At 66.5% G+C, this 18966-nt stretch carries 19 protein-coding genes; 14 read left to right on the top strand and 5 right to left on the bottom strand.

Annotated elements, in window-relative coordinates:
- Positions 1–9 precede the first annotated feature (9 nt).
- Together BLV07_RS08445 and pncA are read left to right on the top strand one after the other, a co-directional pair.
- Entirely contained in the window at positions 10–951 is a 942-nt protein-coding gene (locus BLV07_RS08445; RefSeq protein ID WP_176945414.1) for a hypothetical protein, read from the top strand.
- A gap of 265 nt (positions 952–1216) precedes the next feature.
- The gene (gene pncA / locus BLV07_RS08450) at positions 1217–1939 is read left to right on the top strand and encodes a bifunctional nicotinamidase/pyrazinamidase (protein ID WP_091882499.1); all 723 of its coding nucleotides are present in this window, start codon (positions 1217–1219) and stop codon (positions 1937–1939) included.
- Between the two features lie 88 nt (positions 1940–2027).
- Here the strand turns inward: pncA and grpE are convergent, their stop codons facing one another.
- Entirely contained in the window at positions 2028–2648 is a 621-nt protein-coding gene (grpE, locus tag BLV07_RS08455; protein ID WP_091882502.1) for a nucleotide exchange factor GrpE, read from the bottom strand.
- Positions 2649–2744: 96 nt separating this feature from the next.
- Positions 2745–3833: a heat-inducible transcriptional repressor HrcA gene (gene hrcA / locus BLV07_RS08460; protein WP_091882505.1), complete on the bottom strand. Its 1089-nt coding sequence runs from the start codon at positions 3831–3833 to the stop codon at positions 2745–2747.
- A 167-nt stretch (positions 3834–4000) separates the two neighbouring features.
- Between hrcA and rph the strand changes: the two genes are divergently transcribed.
- From rph to hemW, 3 genes are read left to right on the top strand one after another with little or no spacing between them, the layout of a single operon-like run.
- Complete coding sequence (rph, locus tag BLV07_RS08465; protein ID WP_091882509.1) at positions 4001–4714, top strand: ribonuclease PH; 714 nt, start codon at positions 4001–4003, stop codon at positions 4712–4714.
- Between the two features lie 10 nt (positions 4715–4724).
- The gene (gene rdgB / locus BLV07_RS08470; protein ID WP_091882512.1) at positions 4725–5360 is read left to right on the top strand and encodes an RdgB/HAM1 family non-canonical purine NTP pyrophosphatase; all 636 of its coding nucleotides are present in this window, start codon (positions 4725–4727) and stop codon (positions 5358–5360) included.
- Complete coding sequence (gene hemW / locus BLV07_RS08475; RefSeq protein WP_091882516.1) at positions 5347–6501, top strand: radical SAM family heme chaperone HemW; 1155 nt, start codon at positions 5347–5349, stop codon at positions 6499–6501. The genes rdgB and hemW overlap by 14 nt, the downstream gene beginning before the upstream one ends.
- Positions 6502–6613: 112 nt before the next feature.
- Here the strand turns inward: hemW and BLV07_RS08480 are convergent, their stop codons facing one another.
- Complete coding sequence (locus BLV07_RS08480; protein WP_176945415.1) at positions 6614–7861, bottom strand: penicillin-binding protein activator; 1248 nt, start codon at positions 7859–7861, stop codon at positions 6614–6616.
- A 325-nt stretch (positions 7862–8186) separates the two neighbouring features.
- Here BLV07_RS08480 and rsmI point away from each other — a divergent pair, with 325 nt between their 5' ends.
- The 7 genes from rsmI (at position 8187) to BLV07_RS08515 (ending at position 15417) form a co-directional block, all read left to right on the top strand.
- Complete coding sequence (rsmI, locus tag BLV07_RS08485) at positions 8187–9149, top strand: 16S rRNA (cytidine(1402)-2'-O)-methyltransferase (protein WP_091882520.1); 963 nt, start codon at positions 8187–8189, stop codon at positions 9147–9149.
- Entirely contained in the window at positions 9136–9537 is a 402-nt protein-coding gene (locus BLV07_RS08490; protein WP_091882523.1) for a YraN family protein, read from the top strand. Before rsmI ends, BLV07_RS08490 begins: the two co-directional genes overlap by 14 nt.
- Positions 9538–9547: 10 nt before the next feature.
- On the top strand, positions 9548–10492 hold the full coding sequence (gshB, locus tag BLV07_RS08495) for a glutathione synthase (RefSeq protein WP_091882526.1): 945 nt from the start codon (positions 9548–9550) through the stop codon (positions 10490–10492).
- 491 nt (positions 10493–10983) lie between these two features.
- On the top strand, positions 10984–11796 hold the full coding sequence (gene cpaB, locus BLV07_RS08500; protein WP_091882530.1) for a Flp pilus assembly protein CpaB: 813 nt from the start codon (positions 10984–10986) through the stop codon (positions 11794–11796).
- A gap of 13 nt (positions 11797–11809) precedes the next feature.
- On the top strand, positions 11810–13327 hold the full coding sequence (locus BLV07_RS08505) for a type II and III secretion system protein family protein (RefSeq protein ID WP_091882534.1): 1518 nt from the start codon (positions 11810–11812) through the stop codon (positions 13325–13327).
- A gap of 69 nt (positions 13328–13396) precedes the next feature.
- Entirely contained in the window at positions 13397–14131 is a 735-nt protein-coding gene (locus BLV07_RS08510; RefSeq protein ID WP_091882537.1) for a CpaD family pilus assembly protein, read from the top strand.
- A complete protein-coding gene (locus BLV07_RS08515) occupies positions 14128–15417 on the top strand; it encodes a CpaE/TadZ family protein (RefSeq protein WP_091882540.1) in 1290 nt (429 codons plus the stop codon). The genes BLV07_RS08510 and BLV07_RS08515 overlap by 4 nt, the downstream gene beginning before the upstream one ends.
- An 82-nt stretch (positions 15418–15499) precedes the next feature.
- Here the strand turns inward: BLV07_RS08515 and BLV07_RS08520 are convergent, their stop codons facing one another.
- Both BLV07_RS08520 and BLV07_RS08525 read right to left on the bottom strand, forming a co-directional pair.
- Complete coding sequence (locus BLV07_RS08520) at positions 15500–16273, bottom strand: tetratricopeptide repeat protein (RefSeq protein ID WP_091882543.1); 774 nt, start codon at positions 16271–16273, stop codon at positions 15500–15502.
- Between the two features lie 80 nt (positions 16274–16353).
- Positions 16354–16599, bottom strand: coding sequence for a PilZ domain-containing protein (locus tag BLV07_RS08525; RefSeq protein ID WP_018644993.1), 246 nt, complete (start codon positions 16597–16599; stop codon positions 16354–16356).
- A gap of 226 nt (positions 16600–16825) precedes the next feature.
- On the opposite strand from BLV07_RS08525, the gene BLV07_RS08530 reads away from it, so the two are divergent.
- Entirely contained in the window at positions 16826–18364 is a 1539-nt protein-coding gene (locus BLV07_RS08530) for a YifB family Mg chelatase-like AAA ATPase (RefSeq protein ID WP_091882546.1), read from the top strand.
- A gap of 98 nt (positions 18365–18462) precedes the next feature.
- On the top strand, positions 18463–18930 hold the full coding sequence (locus BLV07_RS08535) for a hypothetical protein (RefSeq protein WP_091882550.1): 468 nt from the start codon (positions 18463–18465) through the stop codon (positions 18928–18930).
- Positions 18931–18966 lie beyond the last annotated feature (36 nt).

Below are 18966 nucleotides of genomic sequence, written 5' to 3' on the forward strand. Positions count from 1 at the left end.
AGAGTGCCCATGAAGCTGATCCGCCCCCTCGCCGCGCTCGTCCTCCTCGTCGCCTCGGCGCTTCCGGCCCTTGCTGCCGACGCCGTTTACCCGCCTGGCCTGCGCCTCGGCATGGTGCCGCTGATCGGGCTGAGCACGGCCAAGTCCTTTCCGGGCTTCGAGAGCGAGGACGGCAGCGTCAAAGTGCTGATCACCGAGCTGCCGCCTGCAGCCTATGGCGAGGTCGTGAGCGCCTTCAATTCCAATCCGGCCGGTGCGAACGGCGTCAAGCAGGACAAGATCGAGACCCCCGCGGGCCTTGCCTATTTCACCACCGAAAGCGGCAAGGCCGGCGACACTCCGGTGAGGCGTTATTCGATGATCGTGCCGGGCGCAGGCTTCTCCGGCTATGTCGCGGTGCAGATCCCGGAGAATGCGACCAAGATCTACACCGATGAAGCGGTGCGCCAGATGTTTGCGAGCGCCACCACCCGCAAGCAGGTCTCGGCCGAAGAGCAGATCGCGCTGATGCCGTTCAAGATCACCGAGCTCGCCGACTTCAAGGACATCCGCACGCTGGCGCCGGGCTCGAGCATCATCCTGGCCGACGGCAACGAGAGCGCAGGCTATGAGTCGAAGCCGTTCATGATCCTCGGCCTGATCGGCGCCACCCCGCAGCAGGCCGACGACCGCGCCCGCTTTGCGCAGGAGGCGGCGCTCCAGATTCCCGGCGTGCGCGAATCGCGCGTCACCATGTCCGAGCCGATCCGCATCAACGGCCAGCAGGGTTTCGAGACCCGGATCGACGGCGTCAGCGGCAAGGACAAGACGCCGGTGACCGTGGTGCAGTGGATCCGCTTCTCGAGCGGCGGCGCCTCGCTGCGCATCATCGCCAGCGCCCCGCGCGACCAGTGGCAAGCCGCCTTCACCCGCTTCCGCGCCGTGCGCGACGGCATCCAGCCGAAGGGGTAGGCACGCTCGCTCGTCCAACAAACTCGGTGTCGTCCCGGCGAAGGCCGGGACCCATACGCCGCAGCAATAGTTTTGCGAAGACTCGGAGTTACCAGCTCGTCCTACGACCATTCCCTGTGGTTGTGGGTCCCGGCCTTCGCCGGGACGACGAGAAGATAGAGCCCAACCCCTCATCAAACCCGGCTGCATTTTCGGGCTTCTGTTCGTATGCGAACGGAACTAGGCTTTCTTCCCGTGGATCATCATCCTGGAGGGGAGACGAACGATGCTGGATCGGCGACACATGTTGGCGGCGCTTGCGACCACGGCGCTCGCGGGCCTCACTCCAACCGCGCTGTTTGCGGCCGCGTCAATCAAGCCGGACGAGGCCTCCGCGCTGCTCGTGATCGACGTGCAGAACTGCTTCCTGCCCGGCGGCAGCCTTGCGGTGAAGGAAGGCGAGCAGGTGGTGCCCGTCATCAACAAGATCGCGAAAGCGTTTGCGAACGTGGTGATGACGCAGGACTGGCATACGCCCGGCCACATCTCGTTCGCGTCGGTGCATTCCGGCAAGAAGCCGTTCGAGACCGTCGATCTTCCCTACGGCAAGCAGGTGCTGTGGCCGGACCATTGCGTGCAGGGCACCGACGGTGCCGTGCTGTCGAAGGACCTTGCGATCCCGCACGCCGAACTCATCATCCGCAAGGGTTTTCACAGGGACGTCGACAGCTACTCGGCCTTCCTCGAAGCCGACGGCAAGACCTCGACGGGCCTTGCCGGCTATCTGAAGGGCCGCAAGATCAAGCGCGTCTTCGTCGCTGGCCTCGCGACCGATTTCTGCGTCGCCTGGACGGCGCTCGATGCGCGTAAGTCGGGCTTCGAGGTCTATGTGGTGGAGGACGCCTGCCGCGGCATCGACACGCAGGGCTCGCTGGCAAAGGCCTGGGCCGATATGGCCAAGGCCGGCGTGAAGCGGATTCAATCTGCGGATATCGCGGTGAGTGCGTAAGCGACGCGCAGCTCTGCCAGACCCTCATGGTGAGGAGGCGCGTCAGCGCCGTCTCGAAGGATGAGGGTCTCAAACGCGGATGTGAGACTCAATTCGCCGCGCCGCTCGACTCATTGTTGTTGTTGGCCGTGGGCGCTGTCTTCGCGCCGCCCTTGGCGACACCGACCAGGGCGGGACGCAGCACGCGCTCGCCGATGGTGTAGCCCGCCTGCACGACTTGCACCACGGTGCCCGACGGCACCGACGCATCCGGGACCTCGAACATCGCCTGCTGGAAATTCGGGTCGAACTTCTGGCCCTGCGGATCGAACTTCTTCACGCCGTGCTTTTCCAGCGCGTTGAGCAGCGAGCGCTCGGTGAGCTCGACGCCCTCGATCAGCGAGGTCAGGCCGGGATCGGCCGCCGCACGGGCCTCGGCCGGAACGGCATCGAGCGCGCGCTGGAGGTTGTCGGCGATCTCCAGCACGTCGCGGGCAAAGCCGGTGATGCCGTAGAGGCGGGCGTCGGCGACCTCCTTGGTGGTGCGCTTGCGCAAGTTCTCCATCTCGGCCAGCGTCCGCAGCATGCGGTCGCGCGCCTCGGCGGATTCCTTCTGCAACGTCTCGACCGAGCCCGGCTCGGGATCGTCGGGCATGATGTAGGGCTTCGAGACCACGGGCTCGCCGGTGGGCGCGGTCGTGTCTTCGGGTTGCCGGTCTTGATCGGTCATCGGCTCTGTTCTCGAACTCGTCTCAGGGGATTGTTGGCCCGGATATCGTGCCTAAGCTTACGAAAATCAAGCGCCTGTGATCGGAGGAAACGCCGGTCAGCCCCCCAAAAGGCGACTGACGATGCGGGCGGCGTAGTCCACGGTGGGGATCACGCGGGCATAATTCAGTCGCGTCGGGCCGATCACGCCGAGCACGCCGACGATATGGCCGGCGGCATCCCGATAGGGCGAGATGATGGTGGAGGAACCCGACAGCGAGAACAGCTTATTCTCGCTCCCGATGAAAATTCGCACGCCTTCGGCGGTCTCGGCCCGGCCGAGCAGGTCGATGACGCCGCGCTTGGTCTCGAGATCGTCGAACAACAGGCGCACCCGCTCAAGGTCCTCCAGCGCGTGCAGATCCTCCAGCAGATTGGCGTGACCGCGGACGATGAGCTGGCGGTCCTCGTTCTCGCCCCCGGACCAGCTTGCAATGCCGGCCGAGATCACCTTTTGCGTCAGCTGATCAAGCTCGGCGCGGGCTTCGCCGAGCGCGGTCTCGAGTTCGAGCCGCGCCTCGGCCAGCGTGCGGCCGCGGATCCGCGCATTGAGGAAATTGCCGGCTTCGGTGAGCGCCGAGGAGGGAACTCCGGGCGGCAGCGTCAGCACGCGGTTTTCGACCTGGCCATCCTCGCCGACCAGGATCACCAGCGCCTTCTCCGGTTCCAGGCGGACGAATTCGATGTGCTTGAGCCGCGCATTGGATTTCGGCGTCAGCACGACCGCGGCGGCACGGGTCAGGCCCGACAGCCGCATCAAGGCCTGGTCCAGCGCCGCCTCGACCGATTGCGCCTCGCCGACGGAAGAGAGCTGGCTCTGAATGGATTGCCGTTCGGCCTCGTTGAGGTCGCCGACCTGCATCAAGGCATCGACGAAGAAGCGCAGACCGAGTTCCGTCGGCAGCCGGCCGGCGGAGGTATGGGGCGCATAGATCAGGCCGAGCTGTTCCAGATCGGCCATGACATTGCGCACGGAGGCCGGCGACAGCGGCATCGCGATCAGGCGCGAGATGTTGCGCGAGCCCACCGGCTCGCCGGTCGCGAGATAGCTTTCGACAATTTGACGAAAGATGTCGCGGGAACGCTCGTTGAGCTGGGCGAGGCCTGCGCGCGGCGCGATCAGATGGATCGGATCGTGATGGGCCACAGACGGTAACTCCTCTCAGATACTCATAATTTGTCTATCCCGGGCGCTCCTGACAAGCGTGGCGTTTACAGGCTCGAAATCAGAGGGTGAAAAAACCTTGCCGCCTACCCTCGCCCCTCCTACAAGCACCGCGAACAGCCTTTCCCGTGAGTTTTGGAGGATTTCCCATGCGGCCAAGCCGCCGTGCGCCCGACGAATTGCGCCCCGTGACGCTGGAGCGCGGCGTGGTCAAATATGCGGAAGGCTCGTGCCTGGTGAAATTCGGCGACACCCATGTGCTGGTCACCGCCACGCTGGAAGACCGCCTGCCGCCGTGGCTGAAGGGCCAAGGCCGCGGCTGGGTCACCGCCGAATACGGCATGCTGCCGCGCGCAACCTCCGAACGCACCCGCCGCGAGGCCTCCGCCGGCAAGCAGAGCGGCCGCACCGTCGAGATCCAGCGCCTGATCGGCCGCTCGCTTCGCACCATCGTCGATCTGGAAGCGCTCGGCGAGCGCCAGATCACGGTCGATTGCGACGTGCTCCAGGCCGACGGCGGCACCCGCACGGCCTCGATCACCGGCGCCTGGGTCGCGCTCGCCGATTGCATCAACTGGATGAAGGCGCGCAACATGATCAAGACCAACGTGCTGCGTGACAACGTCGCCGCGATCTCCTGCGGCATCTACAACGGCACGCCGGTGCTCGATCTCGACTACGCCGAGGATTCGGAAGCCGAGACCGACGCCAATTTCGTCATGACCGGCGACGGCCGCCTCATCGAGGTGCAGGGCACCGCGGAACGCGAGCCGTTCACCGAAACCGAGTTCCTGGCGTTGATGGCGCTGGCGCGCAAGGGCGTCGCGCGTCTGGTAGACTTGCAGAAACTGGCTGTGGCGTAGTCAATAGGCCATGCACCGCCGAATCACGGACAAGCTCGTCATCGCCACCCACAATCCCGGCAAGCTCGCCGAGATGCGGGAGCTGCTTGCACCGTACGGCATCGAGGCGGTGTCGGCCGGTGAGCTCGGCCTGAGCGAGCCCGAAGAGACCGGCAACGATTTCCGCAGCAATGCCGCGATCAAGGCGATCGCGGCGGCGCGGGCGAGCAAGCTTGCTTCCTTCGCTGATGATTCCGGCATCGTCGTCGACGCGCTCGATGGCGCGCCCGGCATTTTCTCCGCGCGCTGGGCCGGGCCAAACAAAGACTTCGCAGTGGCGATGGCGCAGGTCGAGCGCCTGCTCCAGGAGCGCGGCGCGACGATTCCGGCGCAGCGCACCGCGCATTTCGTCTCCGCGCTCTGCGTCGCCTGGCCCGACGATCATCTCGAAGAGGTCGAGGCGCGGGTCGACGGCACGCTGGTCTGGCCGCCGCGCGGTACCGCCGGCTTCGGCTACGATCCGATGTTTTTGCCCGATGGCCACAGCCGCACCTTCGGTGAGATGGAGAGCATCGAGAAGCACGGCCTGCCGCCGCTCGGCCTCGGTCTCTCGCACCGCGCCCGCGCCTTCGTGAAACTGGCGGAGATCTGCCTTGAGCCGCGCTAAGGAAGCCTTCGGCGTCTACGTGCACTGGCCGTTCTGCCTGTCGAAATGCCCCTATTGCGACTTCAACAGCCATGTCCGCCACGCACCAATCGACGAAGCGCGCTTCGCCTCGGCCTTCGCCCGCGAGATCGCAGCGACCGCCGAGCGCGCGCCCGGCCGCGAGGTCACCTCGATCTTCCTCGGCGGCGGCACGCCGTCATTGATGCAGCCCGCTACCGTCGGCGCAGTGCTCGATGCGATCGGCAAGCACTGGCATGTTGCTGACGATGTCGAGGTGACGCTGGAGGCAAACCCGACCAGCGTCGAGGCCACACGCTTCGCCGGCTATCGCGCCGCCGGCGTCAACCGCGTCTCGCTCGGCGTGCAGGCGCTCGACGATGCCTCGTTGAAGGCACTCGGCCGCATGCACAGTGCGCGCGAGGCCCTCGATGCCGTCGCCATCGCGCGCCGCTCGTTCGATCGTTATTCGTTCGACCTGATCTACGCCCGTCCTGACCAGACGCCGGCGATGTGGGCCGAGGAGCTGCGTCTCGCGATCGATGAAGCGGCCGAGCATCTGTCGCTCTATCAATTGACGATCGAGGAAGGCACGCCGTTCTTCGGCCTGCACCAGGCCGGCAAATTGAAGACGCCGGACGAAGCCGTCGCGCGTGCGCTCTACGACGTCACGCAGGAAACCTGCGACAAGCTTGGTCTGCCGGCCTACGAGATTTCAAATCACGCGCGGCGCGGCGCCGAGTGCCGGCACAATCTGGTCTATTGGCGCGGCGAGGAATATGCCGGCATCGGCCCCGGCGCCCATGGCCGGCTCGACATCGACGGCGTGCGCCATGCCACCGCCACCGAGAAGCGCCCCGAAGCCTGGCTGATGCGGGTCGAGACCAACGGCGACGGCGTGGTCACCGACGAGCTCCTCAACAGCGAGGAACGCGCCGACGAATTTCTGCTGATGGGATTGCGTCTCGCCGAAGGCATCGACCCCGAGCGCTACAGAGCCCTCTCCGGCCGCCCGCTCGACCCCGGCCGCATCGCGCTGCTCCGCGAGGAAGGCGCGATCACGGTCGATGCGACGGGCCGCCTGCGCGTGACCAGCAGCGGTTTTCCGGTACTGGATGCTGTGGTCGCGGATTTGGCGGCGTAGCGAGATGCCGTAGGGTGGGCAAAGCGAAGCGTGCCCACCACTCTCATGCGATCTTGCGGAGAGATGGTGGGCACGGCGCGAAGCGCGCCTTTGCCCACCCTACGGCATCTCGTTACGCCCCAAAGCTCTTCGGCGAGCCTGCCACCGCAACGCCGCCCCCCTGCGTCACCTTCATCACCGCAAGGCCGCGCTCGTTGGTGCCATCCGCGCGGAAGCGGAACAGGCCGTCGATGCCGGCAAAGCCCGAGGGGTTGGTGAGCACATCAGGCGAGAAGCGCGTGGTGCCTTGCGTGCGCGCGAGCGCGGCGACGAGGGCGACCGCATCATAGGCGAGCGTCGCGGTGCGTATCGGGTCGGCGCCGTATTTGGTGCGGTAGCGGCCGGAGAAGGCGCGGAAGCCGGCCGGGTCCGGCGCGGCATAGAGACCGCCTTGCAACGCAGCGCTGGCATAGACGCGCGGATTGTCCCACAGGCCGGTGCCGAGCAGCTGGATGTTACGCAAATTGGCGCCCGCCGCAGTCATCGCATCCGCGACTGAGACGACGGCATCGCCGTCATCGGCAATGAACAGCGCGTCCGCGCTGCCGAGCTGCTGCGCCACGGTCCGCGCCGGGGTGGCGCGATCGGCGCCGTATTTCTCGAAGGCGACGATGCGCCCGCCGCGCCGCGGCACCGCCGCCTTCACGGCGGCTTCGACGACGTTGCCATAGGCATTGTCGGGCACGAGCACGGCGACCGAGCGCTTTCCGATGCTGGCGGAATATTCGACGATGCGGTTGACGTCGGACTCCGGCAGGAAGCTCAGCAGATAGACGCCGCGTCCGGCGATGCTGGAATCGGTCGAGAACGCGATCACCGAAATGCCGCGTGTGCGCGCGACCTGCGCCACCGCCGGCACCGACTGCGCGAACAGCGGTCCCAGGATGATCTCGGCGCCCTCATCGACCGCCTGCTGCGCACCCGCTTGCGCGCCTTGCGGGCTGCCATTGTCGTCCTTGATCAGGAGCTGGATGTTCGGATTCTGGAACTCGGCCAGCGCCATCTCGGCGGCGTTGCGCATGGATTGCGCCGCGAGCCCCGCATTGCCGGCGGCCGAGAGCGGCAGGATCACGGCGACCTTCACCCCGCCGGTGCCCGCGGTCGCGGCCTGTTGCGGCGGGCCAGCCGGCTGAGCCGGGGGCGCCGAGCTGGAGAACGGATTGGAGAACTGGCTGAGACTCTGCTGCACGCCGGCGCAGGCCGACAGCAAGGGCGCGCCGAGCAGGAGGCCGAGCGCACTCCGCCGGGTCGCCGACGATCGGGGCCCGGGAGCGGAAGACTCCTCCGAAGAGGAATATCTGGGATGACGCGGGCCCACCATGGCAACTTCTCTTCCGACCGGCCGTCGGCAGCCGGTCACTCCTTCCACGACACAAGCCGGGGATTCAGGCATATTGTCGACGAATAGTTAACCAAAACAAAAGGATAATAGCCACTTAACCCGGCCGCCTCCCCGTCCTGGCCAACTGTTCACGCACTTACGCAGCATCAAGGCGGCGTTTCGGTCGCGAATATGGCGCGAGGACCCTCACTCCCTCGCAACGCGATCCCGGATCGATCACATTCCCGTCCGCCCTCACCTCGGCACGATCTTTTTCGAAGAGCCGGTTCCCAGCCCTGCGGATCGTGCCTAAGTTGACTTCATTATGCGCGCAAAGCCGGCCCCGATAAATACGTCTGAAGCTCAAGATGCCGCCTCGCGCGGCTTCTCCATCGACGCCCATCGGCTTACGGCGCCGAAGGCGGCGCCGGGCCTTCATTTGGTGGCGACGCCCATCGGTAATCTCGGCGACATCACGCTGCGGGCGCTTCAGACGCTCGCCGGCGTCGACGTCATCGCCTGCGAGGACACCCGCATCACCCGGCGCCTGACCGAGCGCTACGCCATCGCCGCACAACTCAAGCCCTACCACGAGCACAACGCGGAAGCCGCGCGCCCAAAAATCCTGGAGGCGCTTGCGGCAGGCGGCTCGGTCGCGCTGGTCTCCGACGCCGGCACGCCGCTGATCTCCGATCCCGGCTTCAAGCTGGTGCGCGAGGTCTGCGCCGCCGGTCATGCGGTGTATGCGCTGCCCGGCCCGTCGTCGGTGCTGGCGGCGCTGTCCGTCGCCGCGCTTCCGACCGACCGCTTCTTCTTCGAAGGCTTTTTGCCGACGAAATCGGCCGCGCGGCGGTCGCGCCTTGCCGAGCTCGCCCGCATCGACGCGACACTGGTGATGTTCGAATCGGGAAATCGGATGCAGGCCACCTTGACCGATCTCGCCGAGATCATGGGTGAGCGAGATGCCGCGGTCTGCCGCGAGCTGACGAAGTTGCACGAGGAGGTCAGGCGCGCGCCCCTCGCCGAGTTCGCGCGGCAAGCCGACGCGCCGGAGACGCGCGGTGAATTCGTTCTGGTGATCGGTCCGCCTGCAGCAAACGCCGACGTGCTGGCATCGGATGCGCTCGACGGTCTCTTGCGCGAGCAGCTGGCCGCGCACAGCGTCAAGGATGCCGTGGCGCATGCGGTCGCACTCTCGGGCCGGCCGCGCCGCGAGGTCTATGCCCGCGCGCTCGAGCTCGCAAAAGACTTGCACAAGGATTTGCGGGGCGGCGATGGCGAAGACTGAGGTCCCGGCGGAACCGAAAGTCGCCTCGCCCGAGCGCATCGCCGCGTTCCGCACCGGCATCTCCGCCGAGAGCCGCGCCGCCGCCTTTCTCATGGCCAAGGGCTACCGCATCCTCGCCAAGCGTTATCGCACCCCGCATGGCGAGATCGACATCGTGGCGCGCCGCCGCAATCTGATCGCCTTCGTCGAGGTCAAGGCGCGGGCGACGCTGGATGATGCCGCCTTCGCGGTGACGCCGCGCCAGCAGCAGCGCATCATCGATGCCGCACAAGGCTGGCTCGTGGCGCATCCCGAGCATGCCGAATTCGAATTGCGATTCGACGCCATGCTGATTGCGCCGCGATCACTTCCGCGCCATGTGTTGGCGGCATTCGACGCCTCGACCTGAAAGGCAGACCATGAAACTGAACGTCGCCGTCCAGATGGACCCCATCGCCCGCATCAACATCAAGGGCGATTCCACCTTTGCACTGCTCCTGGAGGCGCAGAAGCGCGGCCACGGCCTGTCCTATTACACGCCGGACAAGCTCTCGATGGTCGGCGACGAGCTGGTCGCTCCGGTTCAGCTCCTCACCGTGCGCGACGAGCCCGGCGACCATTTCACCCTCGGGGAGCCGAAGCGCGAGGCGCTCAACGGCTTTGACGTGGTGCTGCTGCGCCAGGACCCGCCGTTCGACCTCGCCTACATCACTTCGACGCATTTCCTGGAGCGCATCCATCCGAAGACGCTGGTCGTCAACGATCCCGCCTCGGTGCGGAACGCGCCGGAAAAGCTGTTCGTGATGAACTTTCCGCAGCTGATGCCGCCGACCCTGATCTCGCGCGACCTCGACGAGATCAACGCCTTTCGCGACAAGCATGGTGCCGTCGTCATGAAGCCGCTGCACGGCCATGGCGGCGCCGCGGTGTTCCGCGTGATGCCGCAGGACATGAATTTCGGCTCGCTGTTCGACATGTTCTCGGTGACGTTCAAAGAGGCGTGGGTGATCCAGCAGTTCATCCCCGAGGTGAAGCACGGCGACAAGCGCATCATCCTCGTCAACGGCGAGTTCGCCGGTGCGGTGAACCGCGTGCCGGCCGCGGACGACCTCCGCTCCAACATGGTGCGCGGCGGCGCGGCGCAGGAGACCGAGCTGACCCCGCGCGAGCGCGAGATCTGCGCCACCGTCGGCCCGGCGCTGCGCGAGCGCGGCCTTCTGTTCGTCGGCCTCGACGTCATCAACGGCAACCTCACCGAGATCAACGTCACCTCGCCGACCGGCATCCGCGCCATTACGCGGCTCGGCGGCCCGGACGTGGCGGCGAAGATCTGGGACGCGATCGAGCAGAAGCGGAAGAAGTAGGCTCCGCAAGATTGCGTTGGCATTCCCCGATCTCTCCCCAACGTCGTCCCGGCCTAGTGCGCAATTGCGCACGGGGGCCGGGACCCATAACCACAGGGAGCGGTTTGGCTAAGATTCGCGCTCAGTACTTCTGCGTCCCATCATCGAGAGATCACGCGGTATGGGTCCCGGCCTTCGCCGGGACGACAATGATAATGTTGCGCGTTGCTTCCGTCTCTCTGACCTCGTCGGCGCCCCTCCGCACCCCATCACTAACCACCCATTCACCATGACGCCCCCGCGCTGCATCTGCACGCGTCTCACGCGCTACGTGAATCTACGGGGCCGCTGGCCGACCGAATAACGCCGCGTTCACCATCTGCCGAAAACCCGCAGCGTGATCGGCCATCACATTCGACCTCGCAACACCCCTTATACTTTTACTCCCTACTCATCGACGCGGGGGAACCCGCCACGTGCGGTTCGAGTGCCCCGCGTAAGAGTAGAAGCGTATGAATACCGCACGCATTGTCGTTCTCGTCATCGCACTGGGCGCCGGCGGCGTCGCTGCGTATCTGGCGAGCAGCTATCAGAGTGCGCCCGCACCCGTTCTGCCCGTCGCCGAGAAGCTGCCGACGGTCGAGGTCCTCGTTGCGAAGAACGACATAGGGCTCGGCCAGGCCGTGAAGCCTGAGGACCTGCTATGGCAGGCCTGGCCGGCGGCGACCGCCAGCAACGCCTTCATCCGCCGCGACAGCAGGCCCGAGGCGCAGACCCAGATCGCCGGCTCGATCGCGCGCGTGCCGTTGATGCAGGGCGAGCCGATCCGCGAGCAGAAGCTGGTCAGGGCCGAAGGCTCCGGCTTCATGGCTGCGATCCTGCCCTCCGGCATGCGGGCCGTCTCCACCGAAATTTCAGCCGAGACCGGCGCCGGCGGCTTCATCCTGCCGAACGACCGCGTCGACATCGTGCTGACCCGCCGCCTGAAGAATCCCGAGACCAACGGACCGACCGGCGGCAATGACCTGATCGTGTCCGAGGTCATCCTGACCAACATCCGCGTGCTCGCGATCGACCAGGCGCCGAAGGAGAAGGACGGCCAGACCGCCGTGATCGGCAAGACCGTCACGCTCGAGCTCAAGCCTGACCAGGTCGCCACGCTGTCGGCTGCGCGCCAGGGCGGCACGCTCCAGCTCGCGCTGCGGAGCATCGTCGATGCCAACGCAGTCGATGGCACGCCCGAGGACCAGGCGGTCAAGCGTCCCGCCGGCGTGAATGTAATCCGTTACGGCGTGCAGGCGCGGCAACTGACGTCACAGAAGTGATGATGGGGATAGCATGAACTACGGGGATGATCGGACGGGCGTGCGCATTCGGGGGAAGCGCGCGCGCTCGTTCTTGGCGGGGACGATGCTGATGCTGGGGCTGCTCGCAGCCCCCGACCGGCTCAGTGCCGCGGACGCGCCGGTCGGGGACCAGACACCGATGCAAGCGCCTGATCTCGGTGTGTCGCCGGTCGCGACGATCGCGCCGGCACGGACACGCTTCCTGTCACTCGGCGTCGGCAAGTCCGTCGTCATCGACCTGCCGCGCGAGGTCAAGGACGTGCTGGTGGCCGATCCCAAGATCGCCAACGCGGTGATCCGCTCGGCGCAGCGCGCCTATATCATCGGCGGCCAGGTCGGCCAGACCAACGTGGTGTTCTTCACCGCCGACGGCCAGCAGGTCGCCTCCTACGACATCGCGGTGAAGCGCGACCTCAACGGCATGCGCGCCGCGCTGCGCCAGTCGCTACCGGGCGTGCAGATCGAAGGCGTCGGCGACAGCGTGATGCTGACCGGCTCGGTCTCTAGCCCGGTCGAGGCCCAGCAGGCCGGCGACGTCGCCGCAAAGCTCGTCGGCGGCAGCGACAAGGTCGTCAACAACATCGTCGTGCGCGGCCGCGACCAGGTGATGCTCAAGGTCGTCGTCGGCGAAGTCCGCCGCGATATCGTCAAGCAGCTGGGCGTCGATCTCAGCGCCAGCCTGAACGCCGGCACCGCGGTGGTGAACTTCAACAACTCCAACCCGTTCTCGGTCTCTGGTGGACCGATCGTCGCCAACAACGGGCTCGGCGTCGCCGGCCTCGCCAAGGGCGTCGCCACCGTCAGCGCCACGATGCGCGCGATGGAAAGCGCCGGCGTCATGCGAACCCTGGCCGAGCCGAGCCTGACCGCGATCTCGGGCGAATCCGCAACCTTCATCGCCGGCGGCGAATTCCCGATTCCGGCCGGCTATTCCTGCGATCCGGTCACCCACGTCTGCACCACCCAGGTCACATACAAGAAGTTCGGCATCTCCTTGAATTTCACCCCGGTCGTGCTCAGCGAAGGCCGCATCAGCCTGCGCGTCATGACCGAGGTCTCGGAGCTGTCGAATACGAACGCGATCACGCTGACGCAGGCGGTGTCCTCGACCTCGAGCAACTCCATCACCATCCCCTCGGTTCAGACCCGCCGCGCCGAAACGACGCTGGAAATTCCCTCCGGCGGCTCGATGGCGATGGCCGGCCTGATCCAGCAGCACACCAAGCAGGCGATCAACGGCCTGCCCGGCGTCGACCAGGTGCCGATCATCGGCGCGCTGTTCCGCAGCCAGGACTTCGTCAACAACGAGACCGAGCTGATGGTGATCGTGACGCCCTATGTGGTGCGCGCCGTCGCCCAGAAGGAATTGTCGCGGCCCGACGACGGTTTCGCGCCGGCCTCCGACGCGCAGACGGCGCTGCTCGGCCGCATGAACCGCCTTTATGGCATCGCGCGCCGCGTCGATCCCATCAACGGCACGCCCGGCGATTTCGGTTTCATCATCGACTGACAACGAGCGGACGGCCTGGGGAACGGGGCAAGAAACTGGGCAGGAAACGGGGCAAGAGGGGATCAAGCGATGACGAGGACGATAGCCGACCGACGCCGCCACTTCAGCGTCGCGCTGGCGCTGACGGGACTGTCCGTCATGCTGGGCGCGTGCAACACCACCGGTGAAATCGTCACTCAGACGGTGCCGACCGACTATCGCCAGCGCCACCCGATCGCGGTGCAGGAGGGCAAGCGCTCGATCGTGATCTTCGTCGGCAAGGCGCGCGGCGGCCTCTCGGCCGCGCAGCACGCGGACGTCGCCGGCATTGCCCGGGACTGGGTGCGCGAAGGCACCGGCTCCGTCGTCGTCGACGTGCCCACCGACACCACGAATTCGCGCGCGGCGGCGGCGACCTATCAGGAAATCCGCTCCGTGCTCACATCCGGCGGCGTGCCCTCGCGCGCCATCGTCCAGCATCCCTATCGTCCCGAGGATCCTGGCCTCTTGCCGACGATCCGGCTGAGCTATTCCAAGATCAGCGCAGTGGCCGGACCCTGCGGGCTATGGCCGGAAGACGTTGGTCCGAACATCCTCGACCCCGGCTACAACGAGAACCGGCCATATTTCAATCTGGGCTGCGCCAGCCAGCGCAACCTCGCCGCCATGATCGACAACCCCGCCGACCTCGAACAGCCGCGCGCCGAGACGCCCGCCTACACCGCTCGGCGCGACATCGCCTTCGACCGCTATCGCAAGGGCTCGCCCACTGCGACCGCCTATCCCGAGGCCGACAAGGCCAAACTCAGCGACACCGGCAAATGATTGGCATCCACGACGAAGACGCGGACGATCCGCGGCACCCCGACGAACACATTGCGCCGGTTCCCCGCATCTCGGTGCAGGCCTTTTGCGAGACCGAGCAGACACTCGCCGCGGTGACCGCGGCGGGGGAGGATCGCCGGCTGGCCAAGGCGCATCTCACTGCCAGGGACGGTGGCCTCGCTGCGGCGATCGAAGTCTATGAATCGATGCCGACGCCGAACGTGATCGTGATCGAATCCGACGGCACGCGCGACATCCTGGAGGGGCTCGACGACCTCGCCGGCGTCTGCGATCCCGGCACCCGCGTCGTGGTGATCGGCAATCCCAACGACACCGCGCCCTATCGCGAGCTGGTCCGCCGCGGCGTCAACGATTACGTGGTCGGACCGGTCGAAACCCTCGACGTGGTTCGCTCGATCTGCAGCCTGTTCTCGGCGTCGGAAGCCATCATCACCGGCCGTGTCATCGCGGTGGTCGGCGCCAAGGGCGGCGTCGGCGCGTCCACCGTCGCGCACAACGTGGCCTGGACCATCGCCCGCGATCTCGCGCTCGATTCCGTCGTGATCGATCTCGACCTCGCCTTCGGCACCGCGAGCCTCGACTACAATCAGGATCCGGTGCAGGGCATTGCCAACGCGGTGCTGTCGCAGGACCGGCCGGACACGGCACTGATGGAGCGCCTGCTCGCCAAATGCACCGAGCGGCTCAGCCTGCTGGCCGCGCCCGCGACGCTCGACCGCGTCTACGATTTCGGCGCCGAAGCCTTCGACGCGGTGTTCGACACGCTGCGCATGACCACGCCCTGCATCGTGCTCGACGTTCCCCACCAATGGTCGGGCTGGACCCGGCGCGCGCTGGTCAACGCCGACGACATCGTGATCGTGGCCGAGCCCGATCTCGCCAATCTGCGCAACACCAAGAACATGCTGAGCGTGCTCAAGGCGGCGCGGCCGAACGACCGGCCGCCGCTGTACTGCCTCAACCAGGTCGGCATGCACAAGCGCGCGGAGATCGAGGTCAAAGCCTTCGCCAAGACCATGGAGAGCCAGCCGCTCGCGGTGATCCCGTTCGATTCCAAGCTGTTCTCGACCGCCGCCAACAATGGCCAGATGATCGCGGAGGTCTCCAAGAGTCACCGCACCACCCTTCTGTTTCAGAGCATGGCGAACCGCCTCGCCGGCCGCGGCGAGGTGAAGAAGCCGAAGCGTTCGCTGCTCGGGCCGCTGCTGAAAAAGCTGAAGGGCAGGTCGGGCCGCGGATCCGCTCCGCATCGCAAGGCGTCGTAAGGCTAGAAGCGTCTTCGAGCGAAGTGGCTACCGGTTCGCGTCAAGACAACGCGTCAAAACGAGAAACCACGAAAAGCGCGGGCTATCTGTCCGCCCGCTGCTGCTTCTTCGCCAGCAATTGCCGCAGCGCCGTGACCTTTGCCGCCGCCTGATCCGGCGGCAGATCGGCCTTCACGATGGCCTCGGCCTCGGCCTGTTTTCCTTCCAGTCCCAGCACGAGCGCGAGATTGGCGCGCACGCGGGGGTCAGTGGGATTGCGCTCGTGCGCGCGGCGCATCGTCTCCTCCGCCCGCGGCAGATTGTTCTGGAGCATGTAGGACAGACCGAGATTGGACAAAACCTGCGGCTCGTCGGGCACGATCTTCAAGGCGGTCGCGTAATATTGCTGCGCCTCCTCGTTGCGACCGAGCTGATCGAGTGCCGCGCCCTGCGCCGACAGGATGCGCCAGTCCGGATCCTCGGGCGTATGCGCACGGCCGAGAACGTCGAAGGCCTGCTGGAAATTGCCGTTGTCGGCAAGCGCGCGGCCATAGCCGGCGAGCAATGCCTTGTTGCTGGGATGGGCGAGCACGGCCTGCTCCATCACCGCGACGGCCTGCGCCCGCTGGCCGCTCTCGCGCAGCGCCTTGCCGTAGGCGAGCGCAACGTTGGGATCGCCGGGCTTGGAGCGGTAGCGTTCGCGCAGCGCGTCCATGTCCGGCCTGGCGTCGGCATTGACGGCGGCTTCAGATCTGACCCCGAGCGCGCCGGTCACATCCTCGATGCCATTGGTCTGGCAGCCGCCGAGGACGAGCACCATGAACGCGGGAAGCAGGAATTTCGCCGAAGGAAAGGCGGCGGACGGACGCTTGGGCATACTCTGATCACTCGGCGACTGATCAGAGATGCTTACCCATTAACGCTAAAGCCCGGTTAAGGAGGCGCGGCCATTAAGGCCTAATCGACGAACTCCGCGCCGAACTCGCAGCCGATGCGCCAGCGCAGGCGGCATTGGCGGGAATAATCGGGCGCGAAGATGATGGTGAATTGCGGCGGCACTTCCAGGAATTCCGCCACGACTTTCACGCCGCCATCCGAGATATCCGTGATCGTGCAGTCGCGCGGCAGCGAGCCCGCGCCAAAATGGATCTTGGCCAGCCGGCTGCACACCCGGCGTTCGCTTCTCCGGCGATTTGCAAGCATTTGAATTCTTCACCCGTTAGATCACGGCCCATCCCGCAGCCCCAGGAGTAGCGGACATTCGTTGGAATGTGCTGAGGAGAGCCGCTCTCATTCGAAGCGTAGTGTCGGCATCGCGTTTACGATCGGTTAGGGCTTGCTTGGCCCCGGATATGTTCCCGTATTGTTCTTGCGAAAGGTGCCAGGCTCTGCTACCCCTAATTGCGCGAGAGGGCAGGCTGGTTCGAGCATGGTTCAGCGGGTTTCTACCGTCGCCTTTGAGGGAATCGAGGCCCGTGCGGTCGACGTGCAGGTGCAGGTCGCCCCGGGCCTGCCGGCCTTCGCCATCGTCGGCCTGCCGGACAAGGCGGTGTCGGAGGCGCGCGAGCGGGTCCGTTCGGCCCTGATCGCCTCGGGGCTGGCGCTGCCGGCGCGGCGGATCATCGTCAATCTGGCGCCGGCCGACCTGCCCAAGGAGGGCAGCCATTACGACCTGCCGATCGCGCTCGGGCTGATGGCGGCGATCGGCGCGATCCCGCCGGATGCGCTGACGGGTTTCACGGTTCTGGGCGAGCTCGGCCTCGACGGGTCGATCGCGCCGGTCGCAGGCGTCCTGCCCGCCGCGATCGGCGCCAATGGACGCGAGGAGGGCCTGATCTGCCCCGCCGCCTGCGGCTCGGAGGCGGCCTGGGCGAGCCCGGACATTCAGATCATCGCCGCACAATCGCTCATTCAGATCGCCAACCATTTCAAGGGCACGCAGGTGCTGTCGCGGCCCTCACCGAAGGTGCATGAAGCCGCCGCCTCGTCCCTCGACCTGCGCGATATCAAGGGCCAGGAAAGCGCCAAGCGGGCGTTGGAGATCGCAGCTGCCGGCGGGCATCACCTGCTGATGATCGGTGCGCCCGGCGCCGGCAAGTCGATGCTGGCGGCGCGCCTGCCCTCGATCCTGCCGCCGCTGTCGCCGGGCGAATTGCTCGAAGTCTCCATGATCGCGTCCGTCGCCGGCGAGATCGAGGGTGGCGCGCTGACCGCGCGGCGGCCGTTCCGCTCGCCGCATCATTCCGCCAGCATGGCCGCGCTCACCGGCGGCGGCATGCGCGCCAAGCCCGGCGAGATCTCGCTGGCGCATCAGGGCGTGCTGTTCCTCGACGAGCTGCCCGAGTTCGATCCGCGCGTGCTGGATTCGCTGCGCCAGCCCTTGGAGAACGGCGAGGTCGCGGTGTCGCGCGCCAATCACCGCGTCACCTACCCTGCCCGCTTCATGCTGGTGGCCGCAATGAATCCCTGCCGCTGCGGCAATGCGTTCGAGCCCGGCTATGCCTGCAAGCGCGGCCGCATCGACCGCTGCACCGGCGACTACCAGGCGCGCATCTCCGGTCCCCTGATGGATCGCATTGATCTGCGCATCGAGGTGCCGGCAGTGACCGCGGCCGATTTGATCCTGCCGCCGCCGGCGGAAGGCTCCGCCGAGGTCGCCGCGCGCGTCGCGGCCGCACGCGACATCCAGCTTGCGCGTTATGCCGATGCCGGCCTGCCCCACGTCCGCACCAATGCCGAGGCGCCGGCCTCGGTCCTGGAAGAGGTCGCCAAGCCGGATGCGCAAGGCCAGAAGCTATTGCGCGACGCCGCCGAGACCATGCGGCTGTCGGCGCGCGGCTATCACCGCGTGCTGCGGGTCGCGCGCACGCTGGCCGATCTCGACAACGCGGACAAGATCGGCCGCTTGCACCTCGCCGAGGCCCTGTCCTACCGCGCACTCGCGGAGGATGTGCGGCAGTTGGCCTGATCATTCCGCGCATCAACCCGGCGGTAACGAGTTTCCTTTACGCTCTGCAAACCATAAGGCCCAACGAGTTCTCCAAAGGGCCCGGCGAGTAGAGTGTCATGTTGCGTTTCAAGATCCTGACCTCGGTTGTTCCCTTGTTGGCGGCTGCGGTGTTCGCCCGCGCCGAGATCGGATCGGTCTCGCATCCCTGCATTGCCCTCGGCGAGACCTCGGTCGAGCTCACAACTCTGTTCTGGACCGCCGGCGTGCACGTCGCCTTCACCGACGATCCCGCGCAGGCCACGGTGCGGGTTCAGGTCACCGACGATGCCGACGCTGCGGACTTCGCGGTGGTGGACGACGGCCTCGGTTCGGAATCGGAAACCTGCCAGGCCACTCCGTCGACGCGCCTGGTCTCGATCGCGGCGCAGCCCGTCGACGGCGCCCAGGTGATCTATCTCTCCACCGAAGGGCCGGCCGATTACCGCATCTATGTGCGCTCGAAGACGTTCTCGCAGCGCGAGGCGGCAGCACTGATCGTCGGCGCCCGCGGTGGCCACCACCAGCTCCAGGCCGCCTCGCTCTAAAGCGCGATGATATCAGGATCGCGCTTTAGCCTTTTG

The organism is Bradyrhizobium sp. Rc2d, assembly GCF_900099855.1.
Classification (GTDB): Bacteria; Pseudomonadota; Alphaproteobacteria; order Rhizobiales; family Xanthobacteraceae; genus Bradyrhizobium.

Coding starts and splice junctions, on each gene's coding strand:
- BLV07_RS08445 (WP_176945414.1), top strand. CDS start 10: ATGAAGCTGATCCGCCCCCTCGCCGCGCTCGTCCTCCTCGTCGCCTCG.
- pncA (WP_091882499.1), top strand. CDS start 1,217: ATGCTGGATCGGCGACACATGTTGGCGGCGCTTGCGACCACGGCGCTC.
- grpE (WP_091882502.1), bottom strand. CDS start 2,648: ATGACCGATCAAGACCGGCAACCCGAAGACACGACCGCGCCCACCGGC.
- rph (WP_091882509.1), top strand. CDS start 4,001: ATGCGGCCAAGCCGCCGTGCGCCCGACGAATTGCGCCCCGTGACGCTG.
- rdgB (WP_091882512.1), top strand. CDS start 4,725: ATGCACCGCCGAATCACGGACAAGCTCGTCATCGCCACCCACAATCCC.
- BLV07_RS08480 (WP_176945415.1), bottom strand. CDS start 7,861: ATGGTGGGCCCGCGTCATCCCAGATATTCCTCTTCGGAGGAGTCTTCC.
- rsmI (WP_091882520.1), top strand. CDS start 8,187: ATGCGCGCAAAGCCGGCCCCGATAAATACGTCTGAAGCTCAAGATGCC.
- BLV07_RS08490 (WP_091882523.1), top strand. CDS start 9,136: ATGGCGAAGACTGAGGTCCCGGCGGAACCGAAAGTCGCCTCGCCCGAG.
- gshB (WP_091882526.1), top strand. CDS start 9,548: ATGAAACTGAACGTCGCCGTCCAGATGGACCCCATCGCCCGCATCAAC.
- cpaB (WP_091882530.1), top strand. CDS start 10,984: ATGAATACCGCACGCATTGTCGTTCTCGTCATCGCACTGGGCGCCGGC.
- BLV07_RS08505 (WP_091882534.1), top strand. CDS start 11,810: ATGAACTACGGGGATGATCGGACGGGCGTGCGCATTCGGGGGAAGCGC.
- BLV07_RS08510 (WP_091882537.1), top strand. CDS start 13,397: ATGACGAGGACGATAGCCGACCGACGCCGCCACTTCAGCGTCGCGCTG.
- BLV07_RS08515 (WP_091882540.1), top strand. CDS start 14,128: ATGATTGGCATCCACGACGAAGACGCGGACGATCCGCGGCACCCCGAC.
- BLV07_RS08520 (WP_091882543.1), bottom strand. CDS start 16,273: ATGCCCAAGCGTCCGTCCGCCGCCTTTCCTTCGGCGAAATTCCTGCTT.
- BLV07_RS08525 (WP_018644993.1), bottom strand. CDS start 16,599: ATGCTTGCAAATCGCCGGAGAAGCGAACGCCGGGTGTGCAGCCGGCTG.
- BLV07_RS08530 (WP_091882546.1), top strand. CDS start 16,826: ATGGTTCAGCGGGTTTCTACCGTCGCCTTTGAGGGAATCGAGGCCCGT.
- BLV07_RS08535 (WP_091882550.1), top strand. CDS start 18,463: ATGTTGCGTTTCAAGATCCTGACCTCGGTTGTTCCCTTGTTGGCGGCT.